This window comes from Mediterraneibacter faecis, assembly GCF_055383675.1.
The window spans coordinates 2449304-2467134 of sequence record NZ_AP043803.1; the positions used below are offsets into that span (position 1 = coordinate 2449304).

Here is a 17831-nt window from a genome sequence, read left to right on the forward strand (position 1 = left end):
TTTTCGCGAAATTGTTGAAAAATTTTCTCAATTTTCTTGTCTTTATTTTCTTTTTCTCTTCCATGCAAATCCGCCAACTCCTGCTCCGAGTGAGGAGAATGCAAGTCCTAATAAGCCAAGAACATTTGCCGGATCACCTGTCTTTGCGGCTTTTGATCCACTTGTTCCTTTGGAAGCTGATCCATCCGTAGTTGTTCCTGCCTTCTTTGTAACAGTCGGAGTTGCACTTCCATTCTGACTTCCCGCCTGATTTCCATTCTTTACAAGTGCTTTGATTGCTGCATTCAACTCATCTGTTGCTTTATCAACTTTTTCCTGGCTTTCTTTTGCATTTAATGCGCTCTTAGCGTCTGTCAGTGCACTCTGCAATGCCTTCCAGCTGTCAACTGTGTAATCAGCTTCTTTAAGAGCTGCCGCATCACTGATTACTTTCTCAAGGGAAGAAGTATCAACTGCTGCCGGCTCTTCTTTCTTATCGTCGTCTTTCTTATCCTCTTCTGTCTTATCTCCCTCTGCCTTAACAAGTGCTTCAACAGCTGCGTTGAGGTGGCTTACTGCCTCGTCTACAGTTGCCTGAGTTTTTGGATTTTTCAATTCATCTTTTGCTTCCTGAAGTTCCATCTGCATAGATGCCCAGCTTTCCGCTGTATAATCAGCTTCTTTCAGGGCTTCTGCTTTTGCAATAGCTGCCTCAAGCTCTGTTGTTGTGATTGTTTTATCCTCAGATGCTTTTACAATGTTCTCCTCTGTTGCCTGGAATTTGTATGTCACGTCATTATATCCAAGTGCTGTCAGTGTAATGGTCCAATATCCTGTTCCATCCGTTCCTTTCGGAAGTGTACAACGAAGAGAATCTGTCAGTCCAAGCTGGATTCCCATTGCTTTGTGCATCCAGTTATCTGCTGCAAATTTTGTTCCATAAGTAGCTTTTGCATTTGTATATGTGCTGTCATCTCCATAGTAAGTCCATGTAACAGTCTGGAGATTTGATCCAAGATCACCATAATTTCCTGTCAGATCAACTCTTAAGAATTCTCCATAAGATCCGCTTGCTTCTTTTACTGTCAGCCCTGCTTCCTCTGCTGATGGTGCTGTCTTGAGTGCCTGATCTTTGATTCCGGACTCTGATCCATTATTCACTCTTGCAGAGAAACTGAAAGATCCATCCTCATTCTTTGTTGCTGTTTTCAGACCGTTTGTATTCTCTGTTACATTGGCAACCAGTCCTGTATAGCTTACCAAATTCTTTTCTGAATATCCTCCCGCAAGTTCACTTCCGTTTTCGATCACACGATAGCTTGCTTTCAGTGCATCCAGATCAGATGTTTTTACTTTCACCGGCACATATTTCAGTCCGAGTACATCATACTCTGTCATCTTTGTTGTTGCACCGGATTCTTCTGTAATCTCTCCTCTGTTAAATGTAATCTTGCTTCCGTCTGTCAGAACTGCAGTAGTTCCATCTGTCCAGTACTCTACTGCATACTCTTTTCCATTTTCCGCCTTGATTACTGCGTTGCACTGGAAAGAACCTCTGTGAAGTCCATGATTTACTGTAGCTCTTGTTACAGTATCGAATGCACCCTTGTCAGACTCTCCTTTTGAATCCTTTGCATCTGAAGAAGATGTATCTCCTGCTGCCTGCACATTTTCAGCAGCCCAGTACTCTGCCCAGCTAAGTCCTACATATGCGTAAGTATACTCACTCTCCTGTGATAAAGTATAAGTGAATTCACAATCCTTTGCATAGCCTGTTGCTTTCACTGTAATCTTAAATTCCTGTCCATTTTCTGCATTCTTAAACGGAGCTGCAGTTGTATCAATTGTTCCATCTTCTTTGATGATCTTCACTGCACGTTTTCCTGTTGCCGCATACTCTGTTCCGTCAACTGTTACGGATTCGATATTCTTTACATAAGAAGTTACATCCTCTGCTGCATATCCTTCTGCCGCTACAAGTGCTGCACTTTCACTGTTAAATACAACCGGTACAGCTTCTGTTGTCAATTCAAAATCTGTCGTAAGATCTGCATATTTTCCGGATTTATCAGATACTTTCAGAGTATATTTGCCTATCTCAGCGCCTTTTGTCTTATAGGTAAGTACTCCGTCTTTTACCTGAACATCCTCAAGACCTTCAACTGTATATTCTGCCTGATAATCGTCAGGAAGGCCTTCTACAGTTACATTTACTTTTCCACTTTCAACATCTGCATTCTCTGCTGCGATAGTTCCATTGAATTTAACCGGCACATACTGATCTGCATCAATCTCATAGATTCCATTATCTGTGTAATATGTGATTTTATTGATTGTCTGACCCATCATCTTTTCATAATTTTTTGAGTCCAGTGTGTTTCCATGAGATGTTGTCACAAATCCTGTACTCCATGCCAGTTCTTTCTTTTTCCAGATATTTTCAAGATGACGAAGTCCGTAGTTGTCTCCTTCTTTTGTGCTGATCACAACTCCATATACTGTATTAACTGTTTCTGGGAGTCCATTTACATCTAATTCATAATCTCCATACTTTGTATCTGTTGTGAAATCAATTGATGCATCACTCAACTTCTGTGCAGTTGCACCTTTCACTTCACTAAAGCTGAGGGAACCATCTGCATTTACTGTTGCTTCCTTATAATAGGAAGGAGTCTCACTTAAAATATAGTAAGAATAGCTTGCGCTCTCGAATAACGCATCTTTTCCATTATATTCTGTTGTTGTCTCTTTTCCTTTCATATTCACTGTAATAGAAAGCTTGCTGTCATCTGTGATCTGTGTATAGTTTTTCAATACAGATGCATCACTAATCTTAACCGGATATGTAATACCTGTAATATCTGTTCCATCACTGTTTACATGATAAGATCCAGCTACAAGTGTTGATCTTGTTTTCGCTTTTGTAGCGGAGGATACACTGTCTGCTCCTGCTACCTGATCAGCTGCATAAAATTCAGAATATGGAATATTCATCAACACATACATTTCTTTCGCAACTTCTGCCTTTTTCAATGCCTTCACTGCTGCATTCAACTCATCTTCCGCTGTGTCCACTGCACTCTGGGATTCCTTTGCTTTCAGAGCTGCCTTCGCTACAGTTAATTTTGTCTGCATTGCACTCCAGCTGTCTGCTGTATAATCAGATTCTGTCAGTTTCTCAGCCGCTGCGATTGCTGACTCCAGCTTTGCTGTGTCAATGGTAACTGTCTCCCCTGCTACCGGAGCTGACTGGATTGCTTCAAGTGCAGCTTTTTTAATTGCATCAGAAGTACGTGTTGCACCGGAAACTGTATCCCAGCTGTTAATTGTATCTTCTGTAGCGGCCTGGCCTTCAAGCTTTGTTTTAAATCCTTTTGTTTTGGAATATGCTTTATTAAAGTAGGATGCATTTCCTTCGTCATATCCTTCTTTCGGTGTAACTGTGATCTCAGAGAATTTTCCATCCTCTACTTTCAAGCTTACTTCTACATCATATTCTTCCCACTCATCGTCACTGTCATCTTCTGTTCTGGTTACATGAGCCGTCTTTGTATAAGTTCCATCCTTTGCAGTCTGACTTCCTGTTGCCGCAAAGATCGTTGACGGGCAAAGTCCTACTACCATAGACATTGCCACTGCCATGGACATTGCCTTTACTTTCATTTCTTTGTTTTTCATAGAAACCTCCTTTTTAACTAAAATAGTTACATACAGATCCTGCCTGTCGCAGTTCTGCTTTCCTGCTTCCGCATGGAATATATTATCAAGTTAGTTTTTGCTAACCCGTAATCAAAAAGTATTATTATCTATACTGTCCTTACAGCTTCTTTCTTCACAACCGGTAAAATCTTTCCTGCGACAATTCCAATCACGAACCCTGTCACTGTTCCTGCCACAAGAAGAACTGGCAGATAATAAATCAGTTTCAGATTCTCCACCACTGCCATCGCAACAAGAATCTGTCCTATGTTATGAAAGACGCCGCCAGTGATACTGACTCCTACAATGGAAATTCCATCCATCTTCTTTACAAGTACCATGGCAAGAAGGCTGACAACCGCCCCTGCCAGACTGTAAATGATCGACATTCCATTTCCAAAAAGAAATCCTGTCAGAAGTACACGCAGTACCGATACCGCCAGTACCTCCGGAATTTCCAGAAAATAAAGACCTGTAACAGTGACCAGATTAGCCACTCCAAGCTTCATCCCCGGCACTCCAAAATTAATTGGGATCAGGCTTTCCACATAACTAAAAATCATTGCCAGCGCAACAAGCATTGCCATATTCGCAAGTTTTTTATTTCTATTCATACATTCTCCTTTACAGTCGAACAATTGATTTATTTAGAAATTGTATCCGGTAAATGTTCCTTTTCATTTTGAGAATCATCAGAATTCTCAACTTCTTCTATTTCTACAACCAGCTTATGAGGCAGGCAGACAATGGTCTGTGTCCGGTTATTGATCTTCCCCTGCTCTTCGCAATATCCATCCGGACAGTCAGCCTCTTCCATGTAAGCTTTTCCATCCTCAATCCGGATACGGTTGTAAAAATCTCCTTCCTGCACTTCGATCACCTGGTCTTCATCCAAAGCATATCTTCCGTAAACTTCTCCGTCCACCTTGATCACAACCTGTTTTTCCTGATTTTCTTTTTGTCCGTTTTCCTTTGCCTGTACATACTGCATCAGATTCATCACAAGAAACAGTACACATGCCGCAAAGAGGATTCCGCCTCCTAAAAACAGATCTTTTTTCTTCATCTATTACACTCCTGCCCAGATCATAATTACAAGTAACAGAATTGCCCGAAGAATCGTAAACCAGAATTCATTTCCCTTCAGACCTTTGATTCCTGTATGGATATGCTTCTTTGGACAGGTATCAATACATTTCTGGCATTGGAAACAATCTCCCTCGACTTTGAGTGATCCGTCTTCCGGGAGTCCGATCCCGGATGGACATTTCTTCGTGCATCCGCTGCAGCCTTTGATGCAATTTTCTCTGTCGCGGTGCAATGCAAAGAACGGAAGCACCGGAAGCAATGAGAATACTGCTCCCATCGGACACAGATTCCGACAGAAAAATCTTTCTTCCAGACACATCCCCACAATAATAAGAAGTAGTAATATCACTCCCGGCAAATATCCCTGCAAATGGAAATTTCCTGCATGCAGCATAGAAAAAACATCCCACGGGCTTGTCCCTTTTGCCTTTCCATATATTCCTGCAAAACAAAGTACTGCGATTACGGTCAACACCAGATATTTCAAATAGCTTAACTTCTCTGTGATCTTTTCTGAAAGCAGCACCGGCTTTTTCTTTTTCTTCTTAAAACACCAGATATAAAATGCATGAATTCCATCTCCAAGACTTCCGAATGCACATGCGAATCCACAGAAGAATCTTCCGAAAAGAATCGTATACGCGCAGAGAACTATAAGCACCGTTACAAAAGAGGTCAGCCCGATTACCTCGCCTGCTCCTATCTGTGTAAAAATGTATTTCACGCCGGCAAATGCCGCTGTATACACAGATGGCAGAAACAGAAAATAAAGGATCTGAATCAAGGCACGAAGCCAAGTATGCAATTTTTTAATTTCTTTTGCTTTCAAATTATGTATATTCAACTTCTTCAAACTACTTTACCGCCTGTTCTAATGCCTGTTCTGCTGCATTTTTAATTCCTGTCGAACTGAACGTTGCGCCGCTGATCGTATCAACTTCTGCACTCTGCGCCTCTATGATCTTTGGAATGATATCTTCCGCCATTGCAAGATATGCACTGTCTTCCTTCTCGGCGGAAGTCACTTCTACCGCTTCAATCTTTCCATCTTTTACAGTAACTTCTACCGCAACCGTTCCGCCAAATCCATCCGCTTCTCCGGTATAGGTTCCATCCTTGTATCCTGCTCCATCTCCTGAATCACTCCCTGACTCAGAATCACTGCTGGCACCAGATGACTGTACCTCCAACTGTGCATTCAGTTTTGCGATTTCCTCATCCTTTGCACGGACATCCAACACTTCGTTATATCCGAAAAGGACACCGACGATTGCCAGCAGACTAAACAGTCTTACGATAAACTCTTTCATCCTACTGCGCCTCCGTCTCTTCTGGTCTTAAAGCCATTTCCAGTGCCTTTTTGCATCCGTCAATAATCGCATTCGAAGAACAGGTTGCTCTGGATACCGTATCAATTTCTTCCGGCATTCCTTTGGTAATAATCTGGGAAACGACACCTTTTTTGCTTGAAGTTCCATTTGCCGCCTTCTTGATATAGCTGTCATTTGCTGCATCCCCATCTCCTGACACGTCAGTAATGGATACAATTTTGTCATTTCGTATTGTCACCTTCATAGAAAGCTGATACTCTGTAAAATCTTCATCCTCATCCGGTTTACACGGTATACTCACCTCATAAGTTCCATCGATGTATTTTGTCTTCACTTCTTCCTCTTGATCTGACTTCTTTTTCTCAAGCTGTGCAACTGCAAGGTTCAGATTCTCCACCGCTTTGTCAACAGCCTGCTGTTCCACTGTTTCATTCGCAGCTGTTTCCAACAGCTCTTTTGCATCATTCAGTCGGAGACTCAGAACCGCCCAGCTACTCTGCGTATACTCCTCCATCACAAGTGCTTCTGCTGACTTGACTGCATTTTCCAGTTCCGTTGTATCTGCTTTCTCTTCAATGGATTCTCCATTCGTTACTTTCTCCGCCTGTTTCAAAGCATTCTTGATTGCTCCGATAAGTCCCTTAGAACTGTAAGTTGCACCAGATACAGTATCTACATCTGTATTCTGATTTTTAAGCACATTTTTCACTACATCCATTGCGCGGTTGAAAAATGCTTCATCATCTGATGTCTCTGTGACTAAAATCGCTTTGATCGTATGCTCCTGGATCACCACAGCTACCGATACATCTCCACTGTATCCTTCCGCTGTTCCATAATAGATTCCTTCTTTGTATGGAACTGTTCCGGTTGTGGATGTACTCTGATCCTGACTGTAAGAACTGTTCGAGCCATTCGTCTCTGAAGAATCCGAAGTCGCTCCATTTCCACTCACTGCCGCCTGACTTAATGCATCTCTTACTGCCTGGATGATTCCAACCGAACTGTACGTTGCTCCAGACACGGTATCTACATTGGTGCTCTGACTACTGATGATCGCATTGATCAGTGCAGAGGCTTTGGAAATGTATTCGCTTCCATCTTGATTCTCCATAATCTGGATGTCTATGATCTTTCCGCCACTGATCTCAACCTTTACTTTCAGTGTTCCGCCAAATCCAGTCCCTGTTCCGTAATAAGTTCCGTCCTTATATGCTGCCGGGTCTTCCACTGTTGCGACAGAAGTAGAACTTCCTGCTGCCGCTCCGCCACCAGACTGTGACTGTCCTGTTGTTCCGCTGTCTTTTTCTCCTGTCAGTGCATTCTTCACCGCACTGATGATTCCCCGGGAACTATAGGTTGCCCCTGAAACAGTATCAACTTCCAATGTCTGTCCTTCGATGATCTTATCGATCACCGCCTGTGCGCGTTTAAAAAATGCCGCATCATCCGAAGAACTCAGAATATCGATTGCAACGATCTGTTTGTCTTTGATTTGAACCGCAACCGTGATCTCTCCTACATAACCTGTTCCAGTTCCCTTATAAACACCATCCGTCAGATCAAAAGAACCTTTTACCGCCTGCTCCTGCTCTTCTGACTTTGTAGTCTCTTCTTTTACAGAATTCGTTTGCTCCTGCGCTGCATAAACCGGTGGCTGATATCCACTCAGAGTGCCTGCTACACAGGATGCCACAACTGCTACCGAAAGTACCGGTGCAAATGGTTTCAGCTTCTTTCCTGTTTCTTTTAAATCCATTTTTCCTCCAAAATCTACTCTGTCTTACACTTTTCTATCGAATGATCTCAACTGTTCTCTCCGTTGAAAAATCATTTTCCAGCCCTTCTGTTACATATAGCGTCCCATCATCACTCATAAGGATTGCATCAAAATCATCCTTATGTTCTCTCCAGAAATCTGCCGCTTTCTCTTTTCCCATAATAAAAAGTGAAGTAGACAGTCCATCTGCCAGTGTTCCATCCTCACTTACAATTGTTACAGAGACAAGTCCACTTTCTGCCGGGTATCCGGTCTTTGGGTCAATGATGTGATGATACGTCACACCATCCTGTTCAAAATACCGTTCGTATCCCCCTGAAGTGATAACAGCCTTATCCTGAACACTCAGAATTCCCAGATAATCTTCTGTGTCATCGGGACTCTGCACTGCAATCTTCCATTTCGTTCCATCCGTCTTTGTTCCGAGTGCCTGCACATTTCCGCCAAGATTCACTAATCCACTTGTGATTCCATTGTCTTTGTAAATGTCCATAATTCTGGATGAGGTATATCCTTTTGCAATTCCTCCGAGATCGATTTTCATTCCTTCTACACCGAAAGATATCTTTTTCGTTTCTTTGTCATAAGAAATATTTCCCGCATCAGTGAGTGGAAGAAGCTGATCCAATGTGTCCTGTGACGGAACCTGAAAGTTCTGTGTTGGGAATCCCCATGCTTCCATCACCGGATAAATCGCAATATCAAACGCCCCATCTGTCTTCTGATAAAGTTCCAATGCGCGTTCCGTCAGATAACCTGCATCTTCGGAAAGCTCTGCACTTCCATCTGCGTTCAGTTTTGCGATCTCGCTGTCTGCATCTCCTGTCGATAAAAGTGCGTCCAGACGCTCAATCTCTGCCTGTGCCGCATCAACAGCTACCTCTGCATTTTCTCCATACGCAGTCACTGTCATATAGGTATCCATTGCAAAAACATCTCTGGATGCTTCTTGAATATCCTTCGACTGATTCTGTGCACTTTCTGACGATGTTTCGGATTTATCTGCTGTCTTCTGTCCGCATCCGACCAACAGGGCCGATGCACAAAGACAGACTGCAAGTAAACATTTTATATTTTTTAATTTCATGTAATCGCTCCTGGTTATACTTTTCTAACTCATGTTAGTCTAACTAACTCCGTAAGTATACAGGATGTCTATTATACAGTCAATTGGATTTTTATTATTTGAGAACTTTTCTCATTTATCTGTTTTAAACTTATATATTTTTCTCATGAACAAAGAATGTGCCTCGGCACATTCTTGCGCCTGCGGCGTTGCTAAGCGCCAGTGGCGCTTGTTTAGCAAGGACCGAAGTGGAAACGTAGACCGCTTGCGACACCTACCTTGTACGCCGCAGTGCGCATCCTGAGCGGAGCGTTTTTTATATATTAGGAAAGGACTTTCCTAATATATAAAAAAGAGAGACGAAAATTTCATCTCTCTTTTCCTTTGCTTTCTATTCTTTTTTTACTTCCTCGAGAAAATATGTTTCACAAATACATAGATCATAATCACCACTGCCATCAGATATCCGAACGCACCAAGTGCCGGGATTCCCATAAACTTCGGTGTCATATCCGTTGTACAGATAATACTTGAACTGATCAGAAGTGCCATGACCCACAGACCCATAACAATATTCCTTACAAGTCGTCTTAAAAGAAATGCCAGATCCTTTGACACACGCAGATCCAGGTTTACTTTTGACTGACCTTTCATGAATTCATCCATTAAGTCCGTTGTCATGGATGGAAGGTCAATCATCTTCCGCACAGATTTCAAAAGGCTTCTTCCTGTGTTCTTCAATTCCTTCTTAAAGTTAAAATTGTGAAGAAAATCCGCAGCAAGTCTTGCTCTGGCAATCTCCACCATATTGATATCCGGTGCGATATTGGAAAGTACACCTTCCATATGCGTAAGTCCTCTGGCAAGCATCGTCAGTCCATGTGGCATCATGATCTTATTTTCTTTCATGACTTCCATCAGATCCGTCATGACCTCTGCCACATTAATCTTGCCCATATCGGTACTTCCGTATTTCAAAAGCAATCCTTCAATGTCTTCATAAAGTTTTCTCTGCTCCGGTCGTTCTTTGAATTCACCCAGTCCAAGAACCGCCTTTAGGATCAGACCAACATCATTCAGTGCAACGCCTTCGATCGCAAGCGTGATCATCTCACGGTCATGCTCTGTCAGTCGTCCCATCATACCCATATCAATCCAGACAATCTTTCCATCACGGATCTTAACATTTCCGGAATGCGGATCAGCGTGGAAGAACCCATCATCCATTACTTGCTTAATATAGTTATCTACAAGTTTGCTTCCAATTTCTTTCAGGTCATAGCCATCTTCGAGCAGCTTATCCTTCTCATCAATACCGCAACCATCAATATATTCCATCACCAGCACATGAACGGTCGTATACTGCTGATACAGAACCGGTGTCTGAACAAAATTGACATCTTTATTTCTTCTGGCAAATTCTTCGATATTCGATGCTTCGGTCAGGAAATTCATCTCATCTCTTGTCACTGACCAGAGTTCGTCAAGCACAAGATCAAAATCAGCCATTCCTTTCAGACTGATCGGCGGCATCAGCTTGATTGCTTTACGGATAAACTCAATGTCCCGCGCCATCATCTCATAAATGCCTTTTCTCTGAATCTTAACGACAACCTCTTCTCCTGACTTTAAGACTGCTCTATGTACCTGCGCAATTGATGCAGAACCGATTGGCGTCTCTTCGATTGATGAAAAAACTTTCTTCCAGGAGCGTCCGTAAGACTCGTCGATTACAGACACTGCCTCCTCGAAGGGCATCGGTCTTGCATCCGTACATAATTCCATCAATTCATCACAATAGGCCTTTGGAAGAATGTCAGAATGGAGTGCCATGATCTGTCCGATCTTCACAAAAGTCGGACCAAGATCCTCCATGATCAAACGAAGTTTCTTCGGACTAAGTCCACGTGTAATATTATGTTTTCGAAGTACAGAAATAATCTCTCTAAATCTTGAATTATTTGTTCCCTTTTCTTTCTCACTCATATCTGTATTCTCCTGCTGTCTCGGTGACGAGTTCCTCTTTTCTTCAGTATCCCTTGCTGATAGTTCAAAAGTAATAGTCACTTTTTTCTTTCTTGAGAAAGCAGAGAAGCCGCTTTTCGGCAGCTTCTCTAATATTTTTACTCTTCTTTTGTCTCTTCCTCAACAACTTCTGCATCATCTACATTTTCAACATCTTCCGCTGTATCTTCTGCATCTACCTCTTCTGCTTCCGAATCTACGGTTGACTCTTTCGCCTTGATCTGAGCCTTCAGTGCTTCTAACTGCTCCGGTGTCATCTTGTCGAGAAGTTCGCTCAACTCTTCCGGTGTAGTGACTTTGACTTTCACATTCACATTGTTCTTTACTGTCTGCTTCAGATTATGCTTGAGTTCCTCATTCAGAACCTTGCCCTGCTCCACTGTAAGCTCGCCTTTTTTTACCATATCATCAAGAACGTCCTTTGACTTCTCTGCAGTTGTAGCAACCGCTCCGATTCCAGCCAGTATTACCTTCTTTAAGTTGTCTGTTAATTTTTCCATAATGCCTGTCTCCTTCCGTAAATGATCTGTTTCCAGATTCAAAACTATAATTAGATTTTACAACTTTCTCTTCATCTCGTCTAGTATTCGATTTTATTTTCTGTGCTTGTTTCACAATAATTTAATAAACCCTTTATAATTTTCAAAACTTTTCCACAAAAAAAAGCTTAAAATGTTACATTTTCAACCTTTTGTAACTTTTCTTTTTTATTTACGCTTGTTAAAATAAAGACATAGTACATCGGGAATATCTCTAAAGCTTCCCGAAAATCTGTTTTTAAAAAAGGAGATCGAAAATCATGGCAAACAGAATTATGTTAAATGAAACATCTTATCATGGAGCAGGCGCAATCAAAGAGATCGCTACAGAAGCAAAAGCAAGAGCATTTAAGAAAGCTTTTGTATGTTCTGACCCTGATCTGATCAAATTCGGAGTTACAAAGAAAGTAACAGATATTCTTGATGAAAATGGACTTGCTTACGAAATTTATTCTGATATCAAAGCAAACCCAACAATCGAAAATGTACAGCACGGAGTAGAAGCATTCAAGAAAGCTGATGCAGATTACATCGTTGCAATCGGTGGTGGTTCTTCTATGGATACTTCCAAAGCAATCGGTATCATCATCGCAAACCCGGAATTTGAAGATGTAAGAAGCCTTGAAGGTGTTGCACCGACAACAAAACCTTGTGTTCCGATCATCGCAGTTCCAACAACAGCCGGAACAGCTGCTGAGGTTACAATCAACTACGTTATCACAGATGTTGAAAGAAAGAGAAAATTCGTTTGTGTTGACCCACATGACATGCCGGTTATCGCAGTTGTTGACCCGGATATGATGTCCTCTATGCCAAAGGGACTTACAGCTTCCACAGGTATGGATGCCCTGACACATGCAATTGAAGGATATACAACAAAAGCTGCTTGGGAAATGACAGATATGTTCCATATCAAAGCAATTGAGATCATTGGAAAATCTTTAAGAAGCGCTGTTGCAAATGAAAAAGAAGGCCGTGAAGGAATGGCTCTTGGACAGTATATCGCAGGAATGGGATTCTCTAATGTAGGTCTTGGAATCGCTCATTCTATGGCTCATACACTTGGTGCTGTATACGATACTCCACACGGTGTTGCATGTGCTATGATGCTTCCAATCGTTATGGAATACAATGCAGATTGTACAGGTGAGAAATACCGTGAAATCGCAAGAGCACTGGGCGTTAAAGGTGTTGACGACATGTCTGTTGAAGAATACAGAAAAGCTGCTGTTGATGCTGTTCAGAAACTTTCTGTTGACGTTGGAATCCCGACAAAACTGGAAGCTCTGAAAGAAGAAGACCTGCAGTTCCTCGCTGAGTCTGCTCACGCTGATGCTTGTGCACCGGGTAATCCGAAAGATGCAAGTGTAGAGGATCTGAAAGAGCTCTTTAGAAAGCTTATGTAAATTGATTTCTGATACACGGACGAAAATTCTGAAATGTGATAAGCTGTGATTCCTTCAAAGGATGACGCATCGAATCTGGCTCAGGGTTACGTGTACTGATAATTCTAGGAAAAACTTAAGATTACTAAATACAAAGAAAGGTTTGGAAAACTCACTGCCGCTCAGACAGTTTCCAAACCTTTCTTTAACGTAACCTTAAGTTTTTCAAGTATTATCAAGCACACTCCACATTCACCATCTTCGATGCGTCATCCTTCTTCGGAGATTCACTTTATCCCACATTTCCGAATTTTCTGTGTATAGAAATAGATTTACGGAATATACGAAGGGGTGAAATGATTCGCACATTTTTTTGTGTGTAGAAATAAATCTATCTACAACAATCCACGTTCTTTAAAGACGTCTCTTAGTTCTGCGGGCATGGATTCGGAGAGGAATCTAGCCAGGGTTTCGGGGGTGGCTTTGTGATTGCCGAGAACCCATTGGACCGTCATGTAAATGGAGCCTTGGCAGTACATTTCTAACTGAAAGCGAATCTTGTCGGACATCTTTTTCCCGGTGTTTCCTTCGATACGATCGGTATAAAATTGTGTGATCAGTTCAAAGTCGTGATCACGCAAACAGTTCTGGTCGTCATTTTTAAATGCCGCACGAAAGAAAAGTGTTTCTTTCTGAATGTATTGAAATTTATTTACAAGACTTTCATAGACTGTTTGTCCCTCTCCCATATGTTCAAAGGATTCAATCAGTATCTTGTCAAAATACCAGTTGATCAAATCGTATTTATCCTGAAAATTCCGGTAAAAGGTCTGACGTGTCACTCCGCATTCTTCTGTGATCTCTTTCACAGTGATCTTTTCGACCGGAGCTTTTTTCATGCATTCTTTCATTGCCTCTGCCAACCGGTATTTTACTTTTTCTCCTGACTTGTATGTTTCTGCCATAACTTTTTCCTTTCCACTCCAAGCAGTTCAAGCAGTTCTTCATGCGGGTATTCTTCGTCTTCCTGGTAAATATCCACGTAATTCATTGCAGCGCCTCCATCTACGAATGCAGGAAACAGGAAACCGCATTCCGGTTCGCCCGGTTCATATTCTCCGCTTAATGGACAGATCACGCATAAAATGTATTCATACATTCGTTCTGATTCTCCCTGACGTATATGATCCAGCCCCTTCGCCGGAATGTCATATCTGTCATGAAAAACATAGATTGCATAATCTTCATCTGCCTGGTAATGTTCCCCGATAATCTCATAAAATGTCTCCATCAGAGCATCATTTTTCAAGCCACAGGCACGCATCCCCATCAGAAGCTTCCACATACTGTCCGGATTTCTTTGATCATCAGAAAACTTATATTCCTTCAGATTTTTATTTGTTTTTGCAAACGGCACTTTCTTCGCAAGTGCCAGATTCTTCTCCTGTTCTGCCGGGCTTAATTTCAGGAAACTGGTGTTAAATGTTCCATCTATAAATCCGTCTATATCCATATATCCCCCGGCGATCCGAGTGATCGATGTCCGTTTCACTGTCATTCGTCTGGTCAGCGCCAGCATATCTTCTCGATTGATCATAATCTTTTCCCTCCGGCTCTCTGTTTATCCCTACAAATCTCTGCATATCTCGACAGCTTTCTGTTCGTCTCAAACATCTTCCGCCTGTCTACATCAGAGATTCTTCTGTCTTATCCGCTCTGTCAATCCTCGAAGCATTAACGGTTCCACGCCGCTACTTTTTTCTTCCTCTTTTTCCTCCGCCTGCATGATCACATCACGCACCTTCTGCATTCTCTCATCAAGAGCTGAGCTGATCTGTGCACAGTCCATCATCTCTTCTGCCAGATACTTACTCTGATCTTCCGGAATACTCTTTTTATAGCGAAGCTTATGCTCCAGGCTCGCCCAGAAATCCATCGCGATCGTACGAAGCTGCACTTCAACTGTGATCATCTTTTTTCCTTCTTTTAAGAAAATCGGAGTCTTCACGATCAGATGAAGACTTCTGTAACCACTTGGCTTTGGATTTGCAATGTAGTCTTTTTTTTGAATTAAAATTACATCGTCCTGATCAAGGAAGCATTTCGCAAGTTTATAAATGTCATCCTGAAAAGCGCAGATCACACGCACACCGGCAATATCCTGAATATTTTCTTCGATTGCATCAATCGTCAATGGAATATTTTTACGACGAATCTTCTTCAGCAGACTCTCCATAGATTTTACACGCGTCTTAATACTCTCAATCGGGTTGCGGTCATACTCCAGCGAATACTGTTCGCTCAGCACCTTAAATTTCGTCTCAACTTCCATGATCGCACACTGATAATAAGCCATCATCGTATTGACCGGCTTTAAATTCTCCTGTACAAAGTCAATAAATTCATCTGAAAGAAGACTGTTTCTTACAAAGTCCTCTCTTCTTTTCTCGATTCGTTCTTCTAATTCTCGTCTACCCATTTGTTTCTTTCATCTCTCTTTTCTTGCTTTTTATAAGATTGACCTGATCAGATACTTCCATTCTGCCAGATATTCTCTAAGCATATTGTTTGGCAGATACAATGGATTCGAGCCTGCAGCAATTGCTTTCGCTGACTTTAATCCCTCACCTTTTGTAATCTGCATTGCCCGAAACATATGGAAATCATTTGTGATAATTCCCACACTTGCTCCGTTTTTCATATATTTTTTACTATATTTTATATTCTGCTCTGTTGTCTTCGATTTGTCTTCCAGAATCAAACGGTCTTTCTCAATTCCGGCCGCTTCCACATAATCAGCCATCGCCTGCGCTTCCGTACATGGCTCGTTATACCCCTGTCCACCTGACACAATACAGATTGTCTCCGGATTTTTCTCCAGATAATCGATTGCTGTGTTCAAACGATGCTTCAGCACTTTGCTCGGTCCATCTGCTCTCACCTGTGCACCAAGCACTATGATGTAGTCCAGATTTTCATCTGCCTTCGCATGCATCTGACTGATAATGCATCCTTCGATAATCACAAAGGAAACTACAAATACAAGCAGTATTCCCCTTAATATCCACATCATCCACATCGGAAGTCTTGCCCATCCATCCAGAAATGTAATTGCTGCGCATCCTCCAAGCAATGCAGCCAATACAAACCAGATCAGGAAGAATCCCGTCCCAGATCCATTTCCGCTCATCCAGAATCCATACCAGGCAAATAACACTGCAAATAAAATACATATTATAGTTACTGTCATTTTTCGCTTTGTTCTCACTTTCCACTTTCTCCAAGAATCAGTCGAAGCAGTGTCTTGTCAAGCATGATTGTCCGGTTCCATGGATTCAGAATGATACCTTCAATCTCATTCTCCTGTACAGCAGACTGGAATAATGGTTCGATTGCTGTCAAAAATGTAGACATCACACTATTAGAACCTTTTAATTCTTCCTCAAAACTTGTAAATGCACTCCACCACTTCTTTCCATCAGCTGTCTTCACTGCCTGTATCTTCAGTTGTTCTGCAACAGAAGGCTCTACCGCAAGAATCAATTGTCCTTCTTCTTTCATTCGTCTACGGATCATTGTCAACGCATGTGCTAAAAGTTCCTGAGATGGTTCCTGCTGGAGTGCAAAAATTGCTTCCTCAATCTTCTCGTTTCCTTTCAGTCCTTCATCTTTTGTATCGTTATTCTGCATCTTCATCCTTGCTACTCCTTGTAAGTTACTTCTATTTTTAATAAATCATCTCATTATTTCATATCTGATATCATCTAAGTATATCATAAAAAGAGAGAATAATGTGATATTTTAAATTTGTTTCACACTATTCTCTCTTTTTTTAATTTTCCTCAATATGACTTTGGATTCTTCCCATTTATCTAAGACACAAGTTCCTGCATCAGCTCATGTACACTCATCATCTGATTGATCCGTCCGACATTACTTCCGCAGAACACAAGTCCATTTTCCACGTCACCTTTGACCGCATCAATCAACGCCTTCGTGATACAGTACGGAACTTTTCCCGGATTACATTTTGCTAAGCAATTATAACATTTCTTAATAGGCTCTTTTTCTTTCTCGACACGCTCGATCAATGCATTGCGAAGAGCACGCCCCGGCATTCCAACCGGACTTTGGATAATCTGGACATCCTCTTCTTTTGCATTGATATAGGCCTGCTTATACGCCTCTGACGCATCACATTCTTCTGTTGCCACGAACCTGCTCGCAATCTGGACTCCGTCTGCTCCAAGTTCCAATGCGTGATCAATATCTGCTCTGTCGAAGATTCCCCCAGCAACGATCACAGGAATCTTCTTCTCGTATCGCTTTTCATACTCTTCCTTACAGGCAATGATCTGACGGATCTCCTCATCATAATCCATCGTATCAATCTCATCTAACTGCTCTCTTGAAAAACCAAGATGTCCTCCGGCTTTCGGACCTTCTACAACAAGAAAATCTGCTGTTCTGTCATACTTATGCGCCCACATTTTCAAGATCAGCTGCGCAGCTCTTTTAGAAGAAACGATTGGCGCGATCTTCGTTCTGCAAGTCTCACTGACCAGCTCCGGCAGGTTCATCGGAAGCCCTGCGCCACTGATGATCACATCTGCACCTGCTGCCACGGCCTCTTTCACATGCTCCGCATAATGCTTCAGTGCAACCATAATATTTACACCGACAAGACCATTTCCCTGCGCGAGTTCCTTTGCTCGCTTGATGTGCTTGTGGATTGCTCTGTTGTTACATGCAGCCTGATCCTTCTCAAACCCTTCTTCATCATAACCAATCTGCGCTGTCGAAATAATTCCAACTCCGCCTTCTTTCGCCACTGCACCTGCAAGGGAACTTCTGCTGACACCTACTCCCATGCCGCCCTGGATAATCGGGAGCTTCGCAGTCAGATCACCTATTTTTAATTGTTTGTTTATACTCATT

General features: G+C 42.0%; 16 protein-coding genes. 1 reads left to right on the top strand and 15 read right to left on the bottom strand.

The features are described 5' to 3' along the window. Window positions 1–42: 42 nt before the first annotated feature. The 9 genes from ACZ47Z_RS11485 to ACZ47Z_RS11525 all read right to left on the bottom strand — a co-directional run bounded on the left by ACZ47Z_RS11485 (window position 43) and on the right by ACZ47Z_RS11525 (window position 11469). Window positions 43–3657, bottom strand: coding sequence for a penicillin-binding Tp47 domain C-containing protein (locus ACZ47Z_RS11485; RefSeq protein ID WP_464525592.1), 3615 nt, complete (start codon window positions 3655–3657; stop codon window positions 43–45). A gap of 128 nt (window positions 3658–3785) precedes the next feature. Next, on the bottom strand, window positions 3786–4292 hold the full coding sequence (locus tag ACZ47Z_RS11490; RefSeq protein WP_015528122.1) for a Gx transporter family protein: 507 nt from the start codon (window positions 4290–4292) through the stop codon (window positions 3786–3788). A 29-nt stretch (window positions 4293–4321) separates the two neighbouring features. After that, on the bottom strand, window positions 4322–4744 hold the full coding sequence (locus tag ACZ47Z_RS11495) for a NusG domain II-containing protein (protein ID WP_020435823.1): 423 nt from the start codon (window positions 4742–4744) through the stop codon (window positions 4322–4324). Window positions 4745–4747: 3 nt separating this feature from the next. Further along, complete coding sequence (locus ACZ47Z_RS11500) at window positions 4748–5620, bottom strand: 4Fe-4S binding protein (RefSeq protein ID WP_226875895.1); 873 nt, start codon at window positions 5618–5620, stop codon at window positions 4748–4750. Between the two features lies 1 nt (window position 5621). Then, on the bottom strand, window positions 5622–6077 hold the full coding sequence (locus ACZ47Z_RS11505; RefSeq protein ID WP_020435821.1) for an FMN-binding protein: 456 nt from the start codon (window positions 6075–6077) through the stop codon (window positions 5622–5624). A 1-nt stretch (window position 6078) separates the two neighbouring features. Further along, a complete protein-coding gene (locus ACZ47Z_RS11510) occupies window positions 6079–7857 on the bottom strand; it encodes an FMN-binding protein (protein WP_464525593.1) in 1779 nt (592 codons plus the stop codon). Between the two features lie 34 nt (window positions 7858–7891). Then, complete coding sequence (locus tag ACZ47Z_RS11515; RefSeq protein ID WP_441914015.1) at window positions 7892–8965, bottom strand: FAD:protein FMN transferase; 1074 nt, start codon at window positions 8963–8965, stop codon at window positions 7892–7894. Between the two features lie 381 nt (window positions 8966–9346). Further along, entirely contained in the window at window positions 9347–10930 is a 1584-nt protein-coding gene (locus ACZ47Z_RS11520) for an AarF/UbiB family protein (RefSeq protein WP_054753819.1), read from the bottom strand. Window positions 10931–11067: 137 nt separating this feature from the next. Next, complete coding sequence (locus ACZ47Z_RS11525) at window positions 11068–11469, bottom strand: hypothetical protein (RefSeq protein WP_020436683.1); 402 nt, start codon at window positions 11467–11469, stop codon at window positions 11068–11070. 299 nt (window positions 11470–11768) lie between these two features. On the opposite strand from ACZ47Z_RS11525, the gene fucO reads away from it, so the two are divergent. Continuing rightward, entirely contained in the window at window positions 11769–12914 is a 1146-nt protein-coding gene (gene fucO, locus ACZ47Z_RS11530) for a lactaldehyde reductase (RefSeq protein WP_020436684.1), read from the top strand. Between the two features lie 374 nt (window positions 12915–13288). Here the strand turns inward: fucO and ACZ47Z_RS11535 are convergent, their stop codons facing one another. The 6 genes from ACZ47Z_RS11535 to ACZ47Z_RS11560 all read right to left on the bottom strand — a co-directional run bounded on the left by ACZ47Z_RS11535 (window position 13289) and on the right by ACZ47Z_RS11560 (window position 17830). Continuing rightward, window positions 13289–13858 carry a TetR/AcrR family transcriptional regulator C-terminal domain-containing protein gene (locus ACZ47Z_RS11535; protein WP_020436685.1) on the bottom strand — a complete coding sequence of 190 codons (570 nt, stop codon included), beginning with the start codon at window positions 13856–13858 and terminating at the stop codon, window positions 13289–13291. After that, a complete protein-coding gene (locus tag ACZ47Z_RS11540; RefSeq protein ID WP_015528131.1) occupies window positions 13825–14490 on the bottom strand; it encodes a DUF4317 family protein in 666 nt (221 codons plus the stop codon). Before ACZ47Z_RS11540 ends, ACZ47Z_RS11535 begins: the two co-directional genes overlap by 34 nt. Window positions 14491–14583: 93 nt before the next feature. Continuing rightward, window positions 14584–15372: a GTP pyrophosphokinase gene (locus ACZ47Z_RS11545; protein WP_015528132.1), complete on the bottom strand. Its 789-nt coding sequence runs from the start codon at window positions 15370–15372 to the stop codon at window positions 14584–14586. Window positions 15373–15402: 30 nt separating this feature from the next. Further along, entirely contained in the window at window positions 15403–16161 is a 759-nt protein-coding gene (locus ACZ47Z_RS11550; RefSeq protein WP_020436686.1) for a YdcF family protein, read from the bottom strand. Continuing rightward, on the bottom strand, window positions 16158–16589 hold the full coding sequence (locus ACZ47Z_RS11555; protein WP_020436687.1) for an SseB family protein: 432 nt from the start codon (window positions 16587–16589) through the stop codon (window positions 16158–16160). The genes ACZ47Z_RS11550 and ACZ47Z_RS11555 overlap by 4 nt, the downstream gene beginning before the upstream one ends. 176 nt (window positions 16590–16765) lie before the next feature. Continuing rightward, complete coding sequence (locus tag ACZ47Z_RS11560; protein WP_155205000.1) at window positions 16766–17830, bottom strand: NAD(P)H-dependent flavin oxidoreductase; 1065 nt, start codon at window positions 17828–17830, stop codon at window positions 16766–16768. Between the last annotated feature and the right edge of the window lies 1 nt (window position 17831).

What these genes read in the sequence shown, in the direction of transcription:
- ACZ47Z_RS11485 (WP_464525592.1), bottom strand. Translation starts at nt 3,657, where the DNA reads ATGAAAAACAAAGAAATGAAAGTAAAGGCAATGTCCATGGCAGTGGCA.
- ACZ47Z_RS11490 (WP_015528122.1), bottom strand. Translation starts at nt 4,292, where the DNA reads ATGAATAGAAATAAAAAACTTGCGAATATGGCAATGCTTGTTGCGCTG.
- ACZ47Z_RS11495 (WP_020435823.1), bottom strand. Translation starts at nt 4,744, where the DNA reads ATGAAGAAAAAAGATCTGTTTTTAGGAGGCGGAATCCTCTTTGCGGCA.
- ACZ47Z_RS11505 (WP_020435821.1), bottom strand. Translation starts at nt 6,077, where the DNA reads ATGAAAGAGTTTATCGTAAGACTGTTTAGTCTGCTGGCAATCGTCGGT.
- ACZ47Z_RS11510 (WP_464525593.1), bottom strand. Translation starts at nt 7,857, where the DNA reads ATGGATTTAAAAGAAACAGGAAAGAAGCTGAAACCATTTGCACCGGTA.
- ACZ47Z_RS11515 (WP_441914015.1), bottom strand. Translation starts at nt 8,965, where the DNA reads ATGAAATTAAAAAATATAAAATGTTTACTTGCAGTCTGTCTTTGTGCA.
- ACZ47Z_RS11520 (WP_054753819.1), bottom strand. Translation starts at nt 10,930, where the DNA reads ATGAGTGAGAAAGAAAAGGGAACAAATAATTCAAGATTTAGAGAGATT.
- ACZ47Z_RS11525 (WP_020436683.1), bottom strand. Translation starts at nt 11,469, where the DNA reads ATGGAAAAATTAACAGACAACTTAAAGAAGGTAATACTGGCTGGAATC.
- fucO (WP_020436684.1), top strand. Translation starts at nt 11,769, where the DNA reads ATGGCAAACAGAATTATGTTAAATGAAACATCTTATCATGGAGCAGGC.
- ACZ47Z_RS11535 (WP_020436685.1), bottom strand. Translation starts at nt 13,858, where the DNA reads ATGGCAGAAACATACAAGTCAGGAGAAAAAGTAAAATACCGGTTGGCA.
- ACZ47Z_RS11540 (WP_015528131.1), bottom strand. Translation starts at nt 14,490, where the DNA reads ATGATCAATCGAGAAGATATGCTGGCGCTGACCAGACGAATGACAGTG.
- ACZ47Z_RS11545 (WP_015528132.1), bottom strand. Translation starts at nt 15,372, where the DNA reads ATGGGTAGACGAGAATTAGAAGAACGAATCGAGAAAAGAAGAGAGGAC.
- ACZ47Z_RS11555 (WP_020436687.1), bottom strand. Translation starts at nt 16,589, where the DNA reads ATGAAGATGCAGAATAACGATACAAAAGATGAAGGACTGAAAGGAAAC.
- ACZ47Z_RS11560 (WP_155205000.1), bottom strand. Translation starts at nt 17,830, where the DNA reads ATGAGTATAAACAAACAATTAAAAATAGGTGATCTGACTGCGAAGCTC.